Below are 17,296 nucleotides of genomic sequence, written 5' to 3'. Positions count from 1 at the left end.
CTAAGACTATGAAATTGCATAAATATTTATTGATTATTTTCTTCGCCATTTCATTTTTTTCCTGTAACGAAGATAAAATATTGGAAGAGATACCTCTTGATTTTTACAGCCCGGAAAATTCGTTTACCACGCCAAAACAAATTGAAACGGCTATAACTGAACTTTATTATCAAACCAGGTACGTATATTATAGTTCCTGGACTCATGATATTAATTCGAAGTGGGCATTCGCTCTTACGACTGGGACAGATTTTGGTCGGGATGCAAGAGGCGCCGGTGACTATAGTATTGGTAATTACGCGGCAAATATAACCCCTCTGTCAAATATTCCGGATGAGTGGTGGAACCAATTGTATAGGATCATTTCAAAAGCAAATGTTATTCTTAACAGAATTACGGATGTAACCTATCCCACGGAAGAAGAAAAAAATGCCGCGATTGCCGAGGGCAGGTTTTTCAGGGGATTTTCTTACCGCATGCTGGCTTATCTGTTTGGCGGCGTTCCCATCGAACTCAATGAAGTAACATCGCCTAAAAGAGACTATACCCGTGCAACAAGAGAAGCAGTGTATCAACAGTGTATCGACGACCTTAAATTCGCTTCTGAAAATTTGCCGGACATTAATCACGTGAAGGCTGAAGGTAAGGTCAGCAAGGAAGCGGCATTTCATTTCCTGGCCGAACTGTACCTCGCCACTCATGAATGGGACAAAGCCATCAATGCAGCCTCCCAGGTTATTGATAATCCCAACTTTCATTTAATGACTGCACGTTTTGGCTCCAGGAAAAATGAATCCGGCGATGTATGGTGGGATCTTTTTCGAATGGGCAACCAAAACAGGAGTAGCGGAAATACGGAAGCAATCTGGGTAGCTCAAATAGATTATAATGCTGCCGGAGGCGACGACAGTTATGGAGACACTTATAAAGCTGAAAGATTTTGGGGATGCCTGTATTGGTTTATTAAAGACCCGAATGGAGTAAATGGATTTATCGGTCCTACTTCGCAGAATGGCGGACGCCCGGCCGGGTTGATGGGACCTACAGATTATTGGGCAACTACAATCTGGGAAAGCGATTGGAACAATGATATGCGAAATAACGCGTATAACATGTTTAGGGACTTTGTTTATGACAATCCAAGCTCAGCGTATTATGGGAAAAAAGTCAGCGAATTTCCGCCTGCAAATCTTGACAGGCGAAGGGATTTTTATCCTTTCCAATCAAAAATTTCCACACCCCGTAATCATCCGGAAGAATTATATGCTGATAAAAGCGTAGGATTGTTACTATCTTCTGCCGGGACTACTTATACAGACCAATATTTCGCCCGTTTAGCAGAGACCTATTTAATCAGGGCTGAAGCTTATTTGGGTTCGGGAGACGAAGTGAAAGCTGCTGCTGATATCAACATGGTCAGGACCAGGGTAAATGCAACACCGGTTGCCTCCGTCGATGTTGATATTGATTACATCCTTGATGAAAGGCTCAGGGAACTAGCTTATGAGGAAAAAAGAAGGTTGACACTTGCCCGCCTGGGTATGGTTTATGAGAGGACAAAAAAATACAATAGTTATGACGAAGGGCAGACTATCCAGCCTCACAACAACCTTTTCCCAATTCCCTATGGCGAAATTGAAAAGAATTCGGAAGCGGTGTTAGAACAAAATCCAGGATATAATTAGCAAGAAGAATATTTGAGTCCAGTTTAAAAAGTCTAAAGTAAAACCGATTGTGAGCGAAGTGAAGCAATCTGTTCATTAGCAGGAGATTGCTTCACCTGTTCTGCTTCTTTGCAATAACATAGCTACTTTTTAGACGGGACTCATATGTAGAAAAATTTCTTGTCTAGTAAAATTCATAACAATTTTTTTATATGGCAATAGTTCACAACTTAGGTAAGGTAATGGTGCTTTGCGCTTTAGTGTTGCTATCAACGATCATGTTGGCATCGTGCAACAAGAGCGACAGCCCGGGTAATCCTGACAGCGCTACGTGGCAACCGTCAAATTATCGCAACAGCAAACAGCCCAGCTATGCTGTGCAGCCTGGCGCCGCAGCACGGACAGAATTGAATGTTACCACGGTGGAGACCTTTGGCACTAAGAATTCGATGTGGAGTGCAGACTACCGGGGAGAATCTCTTGACCTGACCAGGTTTACAGAAACATGGCGCGATGATTTTGATGAAATGGATATTTCGGGACCCACCGGTCCGGACGCAAAGTGGTATGCTCCTATTCACGGTGCTGCCGGTGGTGAAGCCAAATGCCTGCCGCCTGAACAGGGTGTGCTTGGCCCTGGTTTTCCTACAGGTCCTTTTTCTGTTAAAGATGGCTTACTGACTATTACAGCCCAAAAAGGCTACGATGGGAACTGGTACACAGGTGTAATGGAAACTGTTGACCGCGAAGGGTATGGTTTTGCACAACAATATGGTTACTGGGAATGTCGTATGCAGGTACCGGCAGGTCATGGAACCTGGCCGGCTTTCTGGCTGAAATGCGCTGCCGAACGAACCGACTTTTCAATGAACCGGCCGGAAATTGATATTATAGAACATTATGGGTCTGACGCAAAGGGTCATCATTGCTCTGTTCATCTTCACCGTGCTGGTAATGCTGATTTATCGGAAAATCCCTTAGCTGGCAGCGTTTACAAATCGTATTATTTCAATTTAAATAACTGGGGGGCAACAATATCCGATGATAATCACAAACTGGAGGGATTTCATACTTACGGACTGAAAATGACAAAGGATTGGATCATCTTTTATTTCGACCGCAAAGAAATTGTGCGGCAGCCTATGTACCCCGAATATCATCGCCCATGGTTCATCTTGATTGACAATGCTATAATACCAAGGGCAACGGCAGAAGCGTACGGTAATCCGATGGCAGAAGGAGTTAAGGAATTAGTCATTGATTATGTGGTGGTTTATCAATACACGGATATGCTCGAAGAAAAAAAATAACACAATAATATGACAATCAATAAAATGAAACCATTGCAAAGAAGAGAGTTTATAAAAGCAGGAATAGCTGGTACTGCCGGCATACTGATTCCCAGGGTTGTTTTCAGTAATAACATAAAAGAAGAGAAAATGTACAACATTTGTGATTACGGAGCAGTAGGTGATGGAGAAAAAATGAATACGGTTGCTATCCAAAAAACCATTGACAAATGTACAAAGAATGGTGGCGGTAAGGTAATTGTGCCCAAAGGTATTTTCCTGACAGGTGGATTCGAAATAAAAAGCAACATTGAATTCCACCTGGAGGAAGGCGCAGTTGTATTGGGAAGCCCATATATGAAGGATTACAAGGCAAAATTGCCGTTAAGCGATGCCCGTTATGGTGATTACCTGCGCTATGCCCTGGTTTTTGCACAAAAGGCAAAAAATATAGCCGTATCAGGGAAAGGCGTTTTCAATGGAAACGGGCTGTTGGGGGAGAGTCTCGGCGAATTCAATATAAAAAGTGAATCCAGTCGCCCATGCCTCCTTTGGTTCGATGAGTGCGAAAATGTCCTGATAAAAGATATCACATATAAGAACTCGGCCATGTGGACTGAGACTTACTCCCGTTGTAAAAATGTTCATGTGGATAGGATTACAGTCACTGAAAACTATTTGTATAACGCGGATGGGTGCAACATGGTTGACTGCGAAGATTTTATCATTGAAAACTGCAATATAAATGCGATGGACGATGCCATTTGCCTGAAAGGCTATACCAACAAAGGCTGTATTAGGGGGATTATCCGCAACAACAAAGTACGGAGTATATGCAATGGAATCAAGATGGGAACCGATTCTTCCGGGGGATTTAAGGATATCATAATCGAGAACAATGAAGTGTGGCAGACCGGTATCGCAGGTCTGGCGCTTGAAATTGCCGATGGCGGTACGATGGAAAACATAACAGTCCGTAATTTAAAAATGGATGTGGTTGCTACACCGATTTTTATCATGCTAAGCAACAGGCATAGAAAAGTCAGGGGCGATATGACTGTGCCAAGCGGAATAATCCGTAATATCCATATAAGTGGCATCCATGCGATAGTCGATAAATATAAAATTTATAATGACCTCGAGCGCAAGTACTTTGATTTTATCCCTTATGCCTCTTCCATCACGGGATTTCCCGGACAGGATGTGGAAGATGTCACAATCGAAGATGTGAACATAACCATCAAAGGAGGTTTCCCAAAACGGAACGCAGAAGATACTCTTCGTGAAATCCCTGAATCGGGGACTAAATACCCGGAGAACAGGATGTTTGGAGTACTCCCGGCTTATGGATTCTATATCCGCCATGCCCGGAACATGAAAATGAATAGTGTTCATGTTACCATTGAACAACCTGACGGAAGGCCTGCGTTATTCCTGGATGACGTTCATGATTCGGTATTTGATGATATTTCTGCAAAGGGAATAACTCCTACGCCTGCATTCTCAATTACTCAAAGTTGTGGTTGCATAACATTAAAATAGTTGGTTAAATATTTTTTGAAAAATATAATTATGAAAACCATTTTATATAAATCTATCATTTTCACTTTTTTGTTCAATGCTTCTCTTTCTGCACAAACCACTTATAACGTTGAAGATTTCGGAGCAAAAGGCGATAGTGCCACCATAAACACGATAGCTATACAGCGGGCCATAGATGCCGCATCTGATAACAGAGGAGGCGTCGTTATTATTCCTGCCGGAACATTTACTTCCGGAACAATCCGGTTAAAGAGCTATGTGACCTTACGCCTGGAGAACGGAGCCATGTTGCTGGGTAGCCCAAACCTTTCTGATTATCCGGAATTAACGCCGGCAATCAATTCCCGTGTGAACCTTTATTGCAAACGCAGCCTGATCTATGCAGAAGATTTAGATCACATTGGTATTGAGGGTGATGGTACCATTCACGGTAACGGAGGCTCTTTCCCAAGGGATGCACCATATCTTCTGCGACCTTTCATAATTCGGGTTATCAGTTGTCGTGATGTCAGGGTGGAGGGAGTACAGCTTACCAGTTCTCCCATGTGGACACACCACTACCTGAATTGCGACCGCGTAAGAATAAACGGAATCAAAGTGTGGGGTTTTAGTAATTTCAACAACGACGGTATTGACATAGACGGCTGTCGTGATGTGATCATTTCAAACAGCAATTTCAGCACCTCAGATGATGGAATTACACTGAAAAGCACTTCAGATCATCCTACACAGGGTATTGTCATTACGAATTGTATAGTCAAAAGCCGTTCGAGCGCCATAAAATTCGGAACCGATTCATCATGGGGATTTAAAGATATTACCATCAGTAACTGTACTGTTTTAAAAGTTCCACTCAATGAACCCTTTATCTTCGGCCAGGACAGGAAGATTGGTTATGTTGGGATTGAATTGATCATTGTTGATGGCGGTGATATGGAGAGGGTTGCAGTTGATAATGTCTCGATCCAGGGATATTTGGTCCCTTTCGGTGTTCGTCTGGGTGACCGGGGAAAAGGTTATGTCCCGGAGGATACGGAGAAATCTAAAACTCCGGATAATCGGCCGACAGGTACCATAACGGATATATCTTTCTCGAATATAGTGGCTTCAGAGGGAGGCAGAAACGTTGGCATTATGCTCCTCGGGCACCCGGGTCATCCGATTAAAGATATTTCGCTCAGCAATATTACGATTCGTAATGAAGGTGGAGGTGAAGCTGAGCTCGTGAATCGTGTAGTGGAAGAAAAAGCCCGTGAATATCCCCAATTTGCATGGTGGGGTGATTTGCCGGCCTATGGCTTGTATGGCCGTCACCTGGAAGGGCTGAAACTTTCAAATATCAGACTGGAAACGATCCATCCCGATCAACGACATGCTCTTGTACTTGATGATGTTAAAGATGCCGATCTTAATGGAATCAGTACATCACAGGGTACTGAAGCAAACTCACTCATTCGCTTGTCACAAAGCAGCGATATACTGATTCGAGGATGCAACCCACAATCCCCCAAAGGCACCTACTTGAAAGTAGATGGTGAGAATAGTTCGGGAATTACTTTGCTGGGCAATAACCTGTCGAAAGTAAAGAAACCCATCGAATTGTCCGGGGAAGTAATTCCCGGGGAAATGCACCAGGAGAGTAATTTTGAACCGAAATAAATGAGAGCGCAAAATATAATGGGTTGCATGTGAAACCTGGAAAATAATATTATGAGTTTGACAGATCAATTTGATACAAGTTTAGCCGATTCACAGGCTACCCCGGTACGTCCGGTGACCTATGAAACGTTCGATATTGCTGCGTATGTTGACTATGAACAAGAGCTACTGGCCAAATGTCGTGATTTTTGGGAAGGCAGCAGCGGTGTGCTGGTTTACAGACGTATGCGGGTTGCTGAAGTTTTCTCACACGGATGTAAGGACATGAAGGCATCTTTGGAGTGGCAACTCGGCGCATTAAAAAGGAGTATGGACTATCGGGCAGATGTTCCCAACTTTCTTGAACCGTGGTATGGCATTGGGACGGTTGCAAGCGCTTTTGGAAAAGAGTATGTCTGGCATGAAAACCAGGCTCCTGCTATCGTAAATAAATTTTCGTCCGCCAAAGAGGCCCTGGACTTTGATTTTACACCGGTTAAGGAAACAAGGATCGGGAAACATACCCTGCAGATGATTGAATATTTCCTTGAAAAGACTAAAGGAAAGATCCCTGTTTCTTATTGCGATATGCAATCACCCCTGAATATTGCCGAAAATATTGTGGATATCAACGCTTTGATGACAGATTTCCTCCTCGATTTGGAGTCTGTCAGGGAATTATTTACAAGGATTTCAGGACTGATGGTTGATTTTACGCGAACGATGAAGGGCCTTATTGGCGATGCATTAGCCTCGCCCGGGCATGGTTTCTCCTCATGCCGTTGTTTTGAGGGACTGGGCATGAGCGACGACCTTTTTATCATGTTGCCCGATGACCTCTATTTGGAAACGGCAGCTCCTGCATTTGAAAACACCAGCCTCTCGTTTAGTGGCGCCGCTTTTCATTCATGTGGAAACTGGTCAAAAAAAATACCGGTCGTAAAACAGATTAAAGGCTTAAAAATGATAGATGCGGCATTTTCGAAAGCAACCGATCCTGATCCTAATCTGGCTGAAGATTTTTCCAGGGGTTTTGTTAATACAGGAATTATTGTAAATGCAAGGATAGTTGGAGGGATAGATGTAATTGAAGAAAAAGTTCAAAAATTATGGTCTCCCGGAATGAAATTGACTGTGGTTACTTATTGTAAGAGCCCTGAAGAACAGGAACAGATATACCAGATTGTCCATGAGATCTGCCAATAAGGATATCTATCATTCAGGGGTCGGCAACATTCGATGGAGAGTACTGGTATTACTATTCTTTGCTACAACGATCAATTATATTGACAGACAGGTGATCGGTATTCTTAAACCTTATATTGCCGGGGATCTGGGATGGAGCGAAGCAGATTATGGCTATATCGTAACAGCTTTCCAGATTGCCTACGCGGCGGGCTTACTCCTATCGGGTAAATTCCTTGATAAATTCGGGACTAAATATGGATATGCTGTTGCCATCATTCTTTGGAGTGTCGCGGGCATGGTCCACGCGGCAGCAAGGGGGGTGATGAGCTTTGCCTTGGCTCGCTTTTCCCTTGGGATCGGTGAAGCCGCCAATTTTCCGGCTGCCATAAAAACAGTGGCGGAGTGGTTTCCAAAAAAAGAAAGAGCTTTTGCTACCGGGCTGTTTAATTCAGGATCAAATATTGGGGCAATTATTGCTCCGATAGTCGTTTCCGGGATCACTCTTGGCTTAGGCTGGCAATGGGCTTTCATTATTACAGGTACATTAGGATTTATTTGGGTGGTATTTTGGTTATTATTTTATGATGCGCCCAAAGATCATCCGTATCTTTCTATAAAAGAATATGATTACATCCATTCTGATGATACAGCAGTTGATACAGAATTGGTCAGGTGGAGCAGTTTACTTAAACACAGGCAAACAATGGCCATTTGCAGTTCCCGTTTTATAACGGAATGGGTTTGGTGGTTTTTCCTGTTCTGGGTACCGGACATATTAAATAAAATTCACGGGATCAATATGAAAGATATTGTCCTTCCCCTGATCGTTATTTACACCATTTCTGGCTTGGGAGGAATTGGCGGGGGCTTGCTTTCTTCCCATTTTATTAAAATTGGAAAGTCGATCGATTTTGCTCGTAAAACTACGATTCTGATTTGCGCTGTCTGTGTTGTACCTATTGCTTTTGTTCTGACGACAAAAAATTTATGGGTCGCGGTGGGAATAATTTCCCTGGCGGCAGCCGCGCATGCCGGCTGGGCTGCCAATATTTTTACCGTGGTTTCCGATATCTATCCCAAAAATACGGTTGGCTCAATGGTGGGTATTTCAGGCTTTGCCGGGGCAATTGGAGGTGCATTATTTGCTTCACTGGTTGGTATTATTTTACAGGTAACAGGAAGCTATCTCCCCGTCTTTATTCTTGCCGGATCGGCTTATCTGATCGCCTGGGCTATTCTCAAGCTGGGTATCAAAGAAATTAAACCAATAGATTTTGCAGGATAACTTAAATCAAATCGAGATGAAGAATAATTCTTTTAAATGGGATTATATTTCAAGCCGAAAACGAATAACTATCAAAACAGATTAGCATGCTAAAAAAGAAATTACCTGTAGAAATCATATTTACCCCTGAATGGTGGAATAAACACACCGGTATAACTTTCGACCGCGACTACTTTTTCCACCCTTTGAAGCGTATCGAAAGCGAACAGAATATGGAAAAAGCATTATATGAAAGATGGGGAAAGTATGGTTTGGGAGCCAATAAAGAAGAGAAACGACCTGAAGTAGGGCCAGTGCACCTGGCCGCCGGGTTTATGTTATCGGAAATGATGGGTTGCAAGGTTCGATATAGCGAAAACCACCCTCCTCAAGTAATTCCGGAAAAGCGGGACAGCTTATTATTTAACATGACTGATGCATTTAAATCAAACACATTCAAAGAATTCTGCCGGTTGAAAGAGCAGTTGAAACAAAAATATGGCTATCTGACCGGTGATGTCAACTGGGGAGGAATATTAAACCTGGCGATAGATCTGCGAGGTGAAGATATTTTTACAGATATTATGCTTGACCCGGATGCCGTTCGGGAATACTTTTTAAATATAGCGGGCCTAATCGACAAGTTCACTGATTTTGTTCAAACAGAAACCGGTAGCAGTTCAATTGCTGTTAATCGGGCTGTAAGGCATTTCGATAAACCAGTATTTCTCCATTCACAATGTTCACATACAATGATCTCAACTGAGGATTATGAAAATGTATTACTCGGGTACGATATTCGCTGGAGTAAGATAAAGCGTCCTTTTGGTATCCACTATTGTGGCAGGGATCCACATCGTTTTGCTGAAACTTTTGCTAAAATTCCTCATCTCGATTTTCTGGATGTCGGTTGGGGCGGCGATGTCAAAATGCTCAGAAAGTTTTTGCCGGGAACATTCTTCAATATTCGATTGAGTCCTGTAGAATTAGTCACACAATCAGATGATGAAATCAAGGAAATTATTACCCGGCTTGTTAATGAATCAGGTAATCCGTATTTGACCGGAGTATGTTGCATTAATATAGATGACAGGATTCAAGATTCAAAAATAACGACAATTTTTCAAACCGTTGATGAATTGAGGCAAAAACAATAAACGATATGTTCCCCGCTCGCTGAAAAAAAAAATCATCCTATCAGAATGTAAAAATAACCTGAAGCGATTAGATATTGAGACCCTCGCCCTTTACCACGTCCAATAGTGAAATTCATTCTAAAAGATTATTCTACAATACTATTTCTATTATCTTTTCAAAACAAAATCACTTAAAGCGTTGTCGTTATTTTTTGTAGAATAGGTTGGAATAAAAATGAATATTTCTTCAAAAAATAACTATACTATGGAAATTAAATTTTTTTGCCCGCATTGGGGATCAAAACACTTGGATTTGAGACTGTTCCTGGAGAAAGTGAAAAGTGCCGGGTACGACGGTGTGGAGATGAGTTTACCTGCTGAACCAGGCGAAAAAAAAGAAACCCTGGAACTGTTAAGCCATTATGGCCTTCAACTTGTGGCGCAACACTGGGAAACCCTGACGGGTGATTTTAACGCCCATAAAACAGAATATCGCCAGAGGCTTGACAACTTGGCATCGGCAGGGCCTTTGCTGGTCAACTCGCAAACAGGAAAAGATTATTTTTCGTTTGAAGAAAATGCAGAACTGATTGAAATTGCATCGGAGGTATCGCGGCAATACGGGGTGAAGATCCTTCATGAAACCCACCGGGGAAAGTTCAGCTTTGCGGCCCATGTTGCTACTGAATATTTAAAAACAATCCCAACCCTTCGGTTAACAATTGACCTTTCCCACTGGTGCGCGGTGGCTGAATCTTATCTGGACGATCAACGGGATGCGGTAAAACTGGCCTTGTCTCGTGCTGACCACATTCATGCCCGCGTTGGCTTCCCGGAAGGGCCCCAGATTCCCGATCCGAGGGTTCCGGAGTGGGAGGAAGCGCTGCTGACGCATCTCGGTTGGTGGAAGGAAGTTGTCAAACAAAAGCGGGACGAAGGTGCAGCTTTTTTTACCATTACCCCCGAGTTTGGCCCTTTCCCGTACATGCCCATCCTGCCTTTTACGCAACAGCCGGTTACCGATCAATGGGAAGTTAATGTCTATATGATGGATTACCTCAAATCTGTTTTGAACGCTTAGTCATGGTAGCGATGGAAAACGAAACGGTGATAACCAGGGATTACAGCCTGATTGGCGTAGAAACGCGAAAGGCCATCGAAATGGGGCTGGCTGATGCAGAGTGGTACCAAACGCCAGTTCCCAGGGAAAAAATGCGTGAGTTGTTAATCCGCAAAGACGGACCGGCCATCCGCGATACGTTAATCTGGTTTGGGCTGATCCTGGGTTCCGGCTTCCTGTTCTTTCTTTGGTGGGGCAACTGGTGGGCCATTTTCCCCTATATCATTTACAGCACCCTGTACGCCTCCACTTCCGATTCGAGGTGGCACGAGGCCGGGCATGGCACCGCTTTTAAAACCGACTGGATGAACGCTTTTCTGTATGAAGTTGCGTCATTTATGGTTTTCAGGCAATCGACCACCTGGAAATGGAGTCATGCCCGTCACCACAGCGATACGATCATCCGGGGGCGGGATCCGGAAATCGCCGTGCCCAGACCGCCGGATATAAAAAAGATCCTGCGCGGTTTCATCGGGCTTAAAGGCTCGATCCCCGAAGCCAAACGATTGGTTAAACATGCCCTGGGAAAAATAGACCCTCAGGTGGCAACTTATGTTCCTGAATCGGAACACGGGAAAGTTTTCAGGATTGCGCGAATCTATCTGGCGATCTATTTGGCTGTTATCACGCTTTCCATCGTCTATGGAACAATCCTGCCGTTGATGTTTATCGGTCTTCCCACCCTCCTGGGTTCGTGGCTGATGCCCATCTATACCCTTACCCAGCATGCCGGCTTACAGGAAAATGTCCTTGACCACCGGTTGAACAGCCGCACGGTTTATATGAACAGAATTCACCGGTATCTATACTGGAACATGAATTACCATATTGAGCACCACGTGTTCCCGCTGGTGCCTTATCATGCCCTTCCCAAATTGCATGAACTCATGAAACATGATTGTCCCAAACCCTACAACGGGCTTGTTGAGACTTTTAGGGAAATCATTCCGGCTGTCCTCAGACAGGTAAAAGACCCTTCCTATTACGTTAAACGAGAATTGCCGGCGGGGGCTGGACGAAGCATTAACCGGGGGAAAAAGTCTTTGGAATCTAGTATTGAGGCTCCTGTAATTGACGGCAAAGCGGAAATATGCAGGGTCGAGGATATTTTAAAAGGGGAAGTCGTCAGGTTTGACCACGGGCAGAAAACCTATGCCATTTACCGCACGGAAGACGACCGATTTTATGCCACCAACGGGATTTGCACGCATGGCAACGCACATTTGTCAGAAGGCGTTGTCATTGGCGACCTGATCGAATGCCCCCGCCACAACGGGCGTTTCAGCATAAAGGACGGCTCTCCGCGGCGTATCCCCGTTTGCGTTGGAATACAGACGTATGATGTTGAAATTGCCAATGGAAAGATTTATCTTGATCTTTGGAAACAGCCAGATAAGAAGCTTTCCGAAACAGACCAGGAAAAAACTTTCCGGGTGGTGAGCAACAACAACGTGACGACGTTTATCAAGGAACTCGTGCTTGAGCCTGTGAATGGTTCAGCATTCCATTTCAATCCTGGTGAATACGTGCAGTTGAAAGTGCCCCCGTTCGCGTTGAACTTTGACCAGCTTCCCATTGACCCGCCTTTTGATGAAACATGGAAAAACCTGGGGCTGAAAAAATACTCTGCAAAAAACGAATTTCACACCCATCGGAACTATTCGATGGCCACAAACCCGGAAAAAGAACGGTTATTGCGCTTTAACATCCGCATCGCCCTGCCTGACGGCAAAAATGGCTTTGGCGCCGGCGTGGGTTCTTCTTACGCTTTCAGCCTGAAACCGGGCGATGAAGTTCAATTAACCGGCCCTTACGGCAACTTTCATATCAAAAAATCGGACAGGGAAATGATTTATTTAGGCGGCGGAGCAGGAATGGCCCCGTTGCGCTCGCACCTTTCCTACCTGTTTGACACCCTGAAAACAAAAAGAAAAGTTTCTTTTTGGTATGGCGCCCGCACAACCGAAGACCTTTTTTACATGGAATATTTTGAAAACCTGCAGGCGCGTCACTCAAATTTTTCTTTTAAAGTTGCCCTGTCTGAACAAAAAAAATTAGGCTCTGGAAATAACTATCATACCGGTTTTATTCATGAAGTATTATTAAATGAATACTTAAAGGAGCATAAGCAACCACAAGAAATCGAATATTATTTATGTGGCCCCCCACCTATGATAGAGGCAAGCCTTAAAATGCTGGAGAGCTTAGGGGTCAAGGAGGAAATGATTTCTTTTGATGAGTTTTGAAGTTACCTTCAGAAAATGATATCAGCAATGTATCTGTTGAACCCTGTTTATTGACTCAGAACAGCCCTGTATACTGTTTCCGGTACCCGGACGGTTGCAACCCGGTAACCTTTTTGAATTGTTTGTTGAAATGGCTTACGTTATTGAACCCGCTGTCATAGCAAACTTCCTGGATGCTCAGGTCGTGGTCCATCAGTAATTTGCAGGCAAAGTCCACCTTGATCCGGTTCAGGTACTCAAATACCGTGGTCCCCGTGTGCATCCTGAAAAAGCGGCACAAAGACCCTTTGGCCATGTTAACCAGGCCGGAAAGCTCGTCCAGGTCAACCTGTTCACGATAATTGTTCATCAGGTATTCATGAACGGTTGCTATCCGTTTGTTTCCCGGGGTGAAACGTTTTTTAATGTATTCCTCGCTGGCCAGGCTGATGTTTGTCGTGCTCCTGCCGATCAGGTCCATGAGCCTGAAAAACTGCAGCAGCCGGTCAAAATTTTTCTGGTAAGGGAGCTGAAGCATAATCTCACTTACCTCATTCAGGGTCTGGCCTACAATCTGGATGCCCCTTTCGGAGAGTTCCAGCGCCTTTCTTACATGAACAAACTCAGGAAGTGCAAGCAACCGGGGAAACAGGATGGCGGAAGTAAACTGAAGAAAGACCATTTCAAGTGTGCGGTCGGACATACCGCGTGCCTCCTTGTCGGCGATCCAGACGTGAGGAAGGTTTCTGCCGATAAACACCAGGTCTCCCGGTTGAAATTCCTCAATGGAATCGGCTACAATCCTTTTTCCAGTTCCTTCGGTGATGAAGCTGATTTCAAAGTTGTTGTGATAGTGCCAGGCGCTTTTGCTGAGATTGTCCTGAAAAATACCGATAAAAAACGATTCATCATCCTTTAACAGGGTCTGTTCCAAACGGGCTGTCATAAGAGTGCTTTTTGCCCCAAATATACAAAAAATGTTAATATCGCATCAAATCTGGTCAATATTGGCATAGGAACCAGCGACTTGGCATCCTATCTTTGTTGTATCGAATGATCAATTTATCACTAACAAACTGAACGATAATGGAAATACTCGAAAAATTACTCGAAGCGGTCGAATTGGGAAAGGTGGACCAAAAATCCCCCTATCCTCCGCAGCTAAAAGGCATGGATGGCTCGCATGAGCTAACACAAAAAGCAATTGAATCGGGGATCAATCCCCAGCATATCCTGGAAAACGCGTTAGTCCCGGCGATGGAAAAAGTGGGTAAAAAGTTCTCCGAAAATAAGATTTTCGTGCCCCAGATGCTGATGTCAGCCAAGGCAATGGGGGCATCTATGGTACAGTTAAAGCCTTTTTTCACGTCAGGGGAAGTCAGGTCGAAAGGCACTTTCATTATTGGCACCGTAAAAGGCGATTTGCACGACATCGGCAAAAACCTGGTTGCCATGATGGTTGAAGGTGGGGGCTGGACCATTGTTGATTTAGGCGTGGATGTCAGTTCGGAACGGTTTATCGAGGCGCTGAAAAATAACCCCGGGGCAGTAGTGGGATTGTCCGCGTTGTTGACGACAACGATGGTCAACATGAGTGAAATTGTATCCACTATTAAGGAGCAGGTACCGGGAACCAAAATTCTGGTTGGGGGAGCCCCTGTCAACATGGATTTTTGCCAAAAGATTGGTGCCGACTATTATGCCCCGGATCCGCAGCAGGCAGTTGATTACATGAATAAACTGGCTTCATAGTAATAACATTGCCTTTACAGATCTAATTGACAATACCCCTTGGTATTAAAAGGGGGGTATGGCGGTGTTGCCTTTGTGGAATGTACGACACAATTTATAATCTATTAGTATTCAAAAAGATGAAGTATAAAAATCTGATCATAAATGATCCCGGGGAACTGATGTTTGGGATTGCCCCGAAGCCGGTGAAAACACGGCGCGGGCTGGAAATCGGTGGCGGACAGGTTTATGCCGAGCTAAACTTTACCCTGCCTGTGATGAGTATTGAAGACAGCACGCTGAAACAGGTGTATGCCCATTACCGCGAAATTGCAGAGGGCGCCCTGGAACGTGCCCTACACCTGGGATCGAAGGGGGTTGTCCTGGAATTTGAAACCCTTCTGGAAATGACCAAAACCCCCTCCATCGGGGTGGAGATTGTCAAAATCATGAACGAAGTTTGTGAGAAATATTATCAAAGCCATGGTTTGCCATCCGAGATCCGTTTAACACCGAACGACCTTCGCGAGTTTGAACGGCCGGCCAGACAGCGCACCTCAAAACTGTTGGAGCCCATGTTCGAGCTATTTGAGCAGGGGCTGGTTGCCGGCGGGGACCTGTTGTCCATCGAAAGCACGGGGGGCAAGGAAGTGTCGGATGAAGCGCTGATGATGTGCGACATCAAAAGAGTTGTCTTTGCCCTGGCCGTTCTTGGGGTTAGGGATATGCAGTTTTTGTGGGAAAAGATGGTCGCCCTGACGCGAAAGCACAATAAAATTGCCGCGGGTGATTCCGCCTGCGGTTTTGCCAATACTGCGATGGTGCTGGCAGAGAAAAAATATATTCCGCGGGTTTTTGCTGCATTGGTGCGCGTCATCTCGGTAGTCAGGTCCATCGTGGCCATGGAAGAAGGGGCTGTCGGGCCGGACAAAGACTGTGGATACGAAGGCCCGTTCCTGAAAGCGATTACCGGTATCCCGATCTCGATGGAGGGAAAGACGGCTGCCTGTGCCCACCTCAGCCCGATCGGGAACATTGCATCAGCCTGTGCCGATTTGTGGAGCAACGAATCGGTACAAAATATCAAATTACTTTCAGGAATGGCCCCTACGGCTTATATGGAACAATTGGAATATGATGCCCGCTTAATGAATGAGGCCCTCAGGACAGGAAAAAATCACTGTGCCGTCCTGCAGCAATTATTGGTAGGCTCTGACATGTACACCGATCCGCAGGCATTGATCCTCGCCCCCGAAAACGTGATCCGCATCTCCCGGGAATTGATTAAAGGGGAGTCGTATGTTTCCAATGCGCGGAACGGGGCGATGGCAGCGCTTGATATTATTGAAGAAGCATTGCAGTCGGGACAAATGAAACTTTCGGAAATGGAAACGGCGTATTTGCCAATCCTTCACGATGAGCTGGGCAGCATCCCTGATGATGAAAGCGAATTCGTGGAAATGATGTTGCCCCTGGTTGACCAAAACAAGTTCATTCTGTCGGAATACGGACTGTAAAAATTAATAAAAGGCCCGGCGAAAAAATACCGGGATTTCTGTTATGAAAAGTATCCCTGTACATCTGATCACCGGATTTTTAGGCGCGGGGAAAACCACGTACATCATTAAGCTCCTGGAACGGCGGCCAACCGGTGAAAAATGGGCCATTATCGTGAATGAATTCGGAAAGGTTTCGGTTGACAGCCAAACGCTGGGTTCCGGAAGGTCACAGGCAGAAGGGGTTTTTGAAATTTCCGGCGGCTGTATTTGTTGTTCTTCCAAATTGTATTTTCTGGAAAACCTGGATAAAATTATCCGGGAAAACAAATACAACCGGATCATTATCGAGCCCACGGGCCTAGGAGGAGCCGATATGGTCAGGGAAATTGTTTCAAACAGTCCCGGCCTATCCCTGATGCCGGTAACCTGTCTGGTGGACCTTGCCGCGTATGAAAATCCGCGGTTGCAGTTGGTCCCTGTTTATAAAAACCAGATCATCCATGCTGACAGGATCGTTTTCAGCAAGACGGATCTGATGGACGAAGCACAGTCATCCCGCCTGATGGCGAAGTTCAATCAGGATTTCCCGGGGAAGACCCTGCTTGCCAATGTCAGTGCCAGTCCGGAAATATTGGCTGCCGGCGGCCCCGGAGGCAGTCCTGAAAACGCAGGGAGCAGGCCTGGGGACATTTTCTATTTCAACGGCCAGAAAGGCGTGCAATACCGCGAAGAAAGCTTTTCATTGGACGGGAGCAAAATTCTCGACCCTGAACAATTGCTGAAGAAAATAAAAAATGATAAAAGCATTGTCAGGGCAAAGGGATATGTCCACACCAGAAATGGCTGGTTGCTGTTTAATTACTCCTTGTCGGGTCATACCGTTGAAGCAGCTCAGGACATGGATATGAATCTTCTGGTACTGGTGCGGGAGTCAGGCGGACGACAGGCAAATAAATTTTCAGATGATTGGTTTACAGGGTAACGTGGTACCGAAAAAACT

13 protein-coding genes are annotated in these 17,296 nt (G+C 44.9%); 12 read left to right on the top strand and 1 reads right to left on the bottom strand.

The genetic code is table 11. The features are described from left to right. Positions 1-8: 8 nt before the first annotated feature. The 9 genes from AC6H3C_RS01120 (at position 9) to nqrF (ending at position 13,087) form a co-directional block, all read left to right on the top strand. A complete protein-coding gene (locus tag AC6H3C_RS01120) occupies positions 9-1,685 on the top strand; it encodes a RagB/SusD family nutrient uptake outer membrane protein (protein WP_497518699.1) in 1,677 nt (558 codons plus the stop codon). 191 nt (positions 1,686-1,876) lie between these two features. Beyond that, positions 1,877-2,974, top strand: coding sequence for a glycoside hydrolase family 16 protein (locus AC6H3C_RS01115; protein WP_497518698.1), 1,098 nt, complete (start codon positions 1,877-1,879; stop codon positions 2,972-2,974). Between the two features lie 9 nt (positions 2,975-2,983). Continuing rightward, on the top strand, positions 2,984-4,495 hold the full coding sequence (locus AC6H3C_RS01110; RefSeq protein WP_497518696.1) for a glycoside hydrolase family 28 protein: 1,512 nt from the start codon (positions 2,984-2,986) through the stop codon (positions 4,493-4,495). A 30-nt stretch (positions 4,496-4,525) separates the two neighbouring features. Continuing rightward, positions 4,526-6,154, top strand: coding sequence for a glycoside hydrolase family 28 protein (locus tag AC6H3C_RS01105; protein ID WP_497518694.1), 1,629 nt, complete (start codon positions 4,526-4,528; stop codon positions 6,152-6,154). 51 nt (positions 6,155-6,205) lie between these two features. Beyond that, a complete protein-coding gene (locus AC6H3C_RS01100) occupies positions 6,206-7,339 on the top strand; it encodes a uroporphyrinogen decarboxylase/cobalamine-independent methonine synthase family protein (RefSeq protein WP_497518693.1) in 1,134 nt (377 codons plus the stop codon). Next, positions 7,323-8,606, top strand: coding sequence for an MFS transporter (locus tag AC6H3C_RS01095; protein WP_497518692.1), 1,284 nt, complete (start codon positions 7,323-7,325; stop codon positions 8,604-8,606). Before AC6H3C_RS01100 ends, AC6H3C_RS01095 begins: the two co-directional genes overlap by 17 nt. An 86-nt stretch (positions 8,607-8,692) precedes the next feature. Continuing rightward, positions 8,693-9,742, top strand: coding sequence for a uroporphyrinogen decarboxylase/cobalamine-independent methonine synthase family protein (locus AC6H3C_RS01090; protein ID WP_497518691.1), 1,050 nt, complete (start codon positions 8,693-8,695; stop codon positions 9,740-9,742). Between the two features lie 244 nt (positions 9,743-9,986). After that, a complete protein-coding gene (locus AC6H3C_RS01085) occupies positions 9,987-10,802 on the top strand; it encodes a sugar phosphate isomerase/epimerase family protein (RefSeq protein WP_497518689.1) in 816 nt (271 codons plus the stop codon). Between the two features lie 2 nt (positions 10,803-10,804). Then, positions 10,805-13,087: an NADH:ubiquinone reductase (Na(+)-transporting) subunit F gene (gene nqrF, locus AC6H3C_RS01080; protein WP_497518687.1), complete on the top strand. Its 2,283-nt coding sequence runs from the start codon at positions 10,805-10,807 to the stop codon at positions 13,085-13,087. 55 nt (positions 13,088-13,142) lie between these two features. On the opposite strand, the gene AC6H3C_RS01075 is transcribed toward nqrF, so the two are convergent. Further along, the gene (locus AC6H3C_RS01075) at positions 13,143-14,012 is read right to left on the bottom strand and encodes a helix-turn-helix domain-containing protein (RefSeq protein ID WP_497518686.1); all 870 of its coding nucleotides are present in this window, start codon (positions 14,010-14,012) and stop codon (positions 13,143-13,145) included. 140 nt (positions 14,013-14,152) lie between these two features. Here AC6H3C_RS01075 and AC6H3C_RS01070 point away from each other — a divergent pair, with 140 nt between their 5' ends. The 3 genes from AC6H3C_RS01070 to AC6H3C_RS01060 all read left to right on the top strand — a co-directional run bounded on the left by AC6H3C_RS01070 (position 14,153) and on the right by AC6H3C_RS01060 (position 17,278). Beyond that, entirely contained in the window at positions 14,153-14,818 is a 666-nt protein-coding gene (locus tag AC6H3C_RS01070; protein ID WP_497518685.1) for a cobalamin B12-binding domain-containing protein, read from the top strand. 119 nt (positions 14,819-14,937) lie between these two features. Continuing rightward, complete coding sequence (locus tag AC6H3C_RS01065; RefSeq protein WP_497518683.1) at positions 14,938-16,314, top strand: methyltransferase MtaB domain-containing protein; 1,377 nt, start codon at positions 14,938-14,940, stop codon at positions 16,312-16,314. Positions 16,315-16,357: 43 nt separating this feature from the next. Continuing rightward, a complete protein-coding gene (locus AC6H3C_RS01060) occupies positions 16,358-17,278 on the top strand; it encodes a CobW family GTP-binding protein (RefSeq protein ID WP_497518682.1) in 921 nt (306 codons plus the stop codon). Positions 17,279-17,296: the final 18 nt, after the last annotated feature.

The organism is Gaoshiqia sp. US2 (assembly GCF_059705485.1).
The sequence above is the reverse complement of the archived record's forward strand: the minus strand, read 5'-3'. Positions and strand labels throughout refer to the sequence as shown.

Excerpts from the sequence above, each read along its gene's own strand:
- AC6H3C_RS01120 (WP_497518699.1), top strand. The coding sequence starts at position 9 with ATGAAATTGCATAAATATTTATTGATTATTTTCTTCGCCATTTCATTT.
- AC6H3C_RS01115 (WP_497518698.1), top strand. The coding sequence starts at position 1,877 with ATGGCAATAGTTCACAACTTAGGTAAGGTAATGGTGCTTTGCGCTTTA.
- AC6H3C_RS01110 (WP_497518696.1), top strand. The coding sequence starts at position 2,984 with ATGACAATCAATAAAATGAAACCATTGCAAAGAAGAGAGTTTATAAAA.
- AC6H3C_RS01105 (WP_497518694.1), top strand. The coding sequence starts at position 4,526 with ATGAAAACCATTTTATATAAATCTATCATTTTCACTTTTTTGTTCAAT.
- AC6H3C_RS01100 (WP_497518693.1), top strand. The coding sequence starts at position 6,206 with ATGAGTTTGACAGATCAATTTGATACAAGTTTAGCCGATTCACAGGCT.
- AC6H3C_RS01095 (WP_497518692.1), top strand. The coding sequence starts at position 7,323 with ATGAGATCTGCCAATAAGGATATCTATCATTCAGGGGTCGGCAACATT.
- AC6H3C_RS01090 (WP_497518691.1), top strand. The coding sequence starts at position 8,693 with ATGCTAAAAAAGAAATTACCTGTAGAAATCATATTTACCCCTGAATGG.
- AC6H3C_RS01085 (WP_497518689.1), top strand. The coding sequence starts at position 9,987 with ATGGAAATTAAATTTTTTTGCCCGCATTGGGGATCAAAACACTTGGAT.
- nqrF (WP_497518687.1), top strand. The coding sequence starts at position 10,805 with ATGGTAGCGATGGAAAACGAAACGGTGATAACCAGGGATTACAGCCTG.
- AC6H3C_RS01075 (WP_497518686.1), bottom strand. The coding sequence starts at position 14,012 with ATGACAGCCCGTTTGGAACAGACCCTGTTAAAGGATGATGAATCGTTT.
- AC6H3C_RS01070 (WP_497518685.1), top strand. The coding sequence starts at position 14,153 with ATGGAAATACTCGAAAAATTACTCGAAGCGGTCGAATTGGGAAAGGTG.
- AC6H3C_RS01065 (WP_497518683.1), top strand. The coding sequence starts at position 14,938 with ATGAAGTATAAAAATCTGATCATAAATGATCCCGGGGAACTGATGTTT.
- AC6H3C_RS01060 (WP_497518682.1), top strand. The coding sequence starts at position 16,358 with ATGAAAAGTATCCCTGTACATCTGATCACCGGATTTTTAGGCGCGGGG.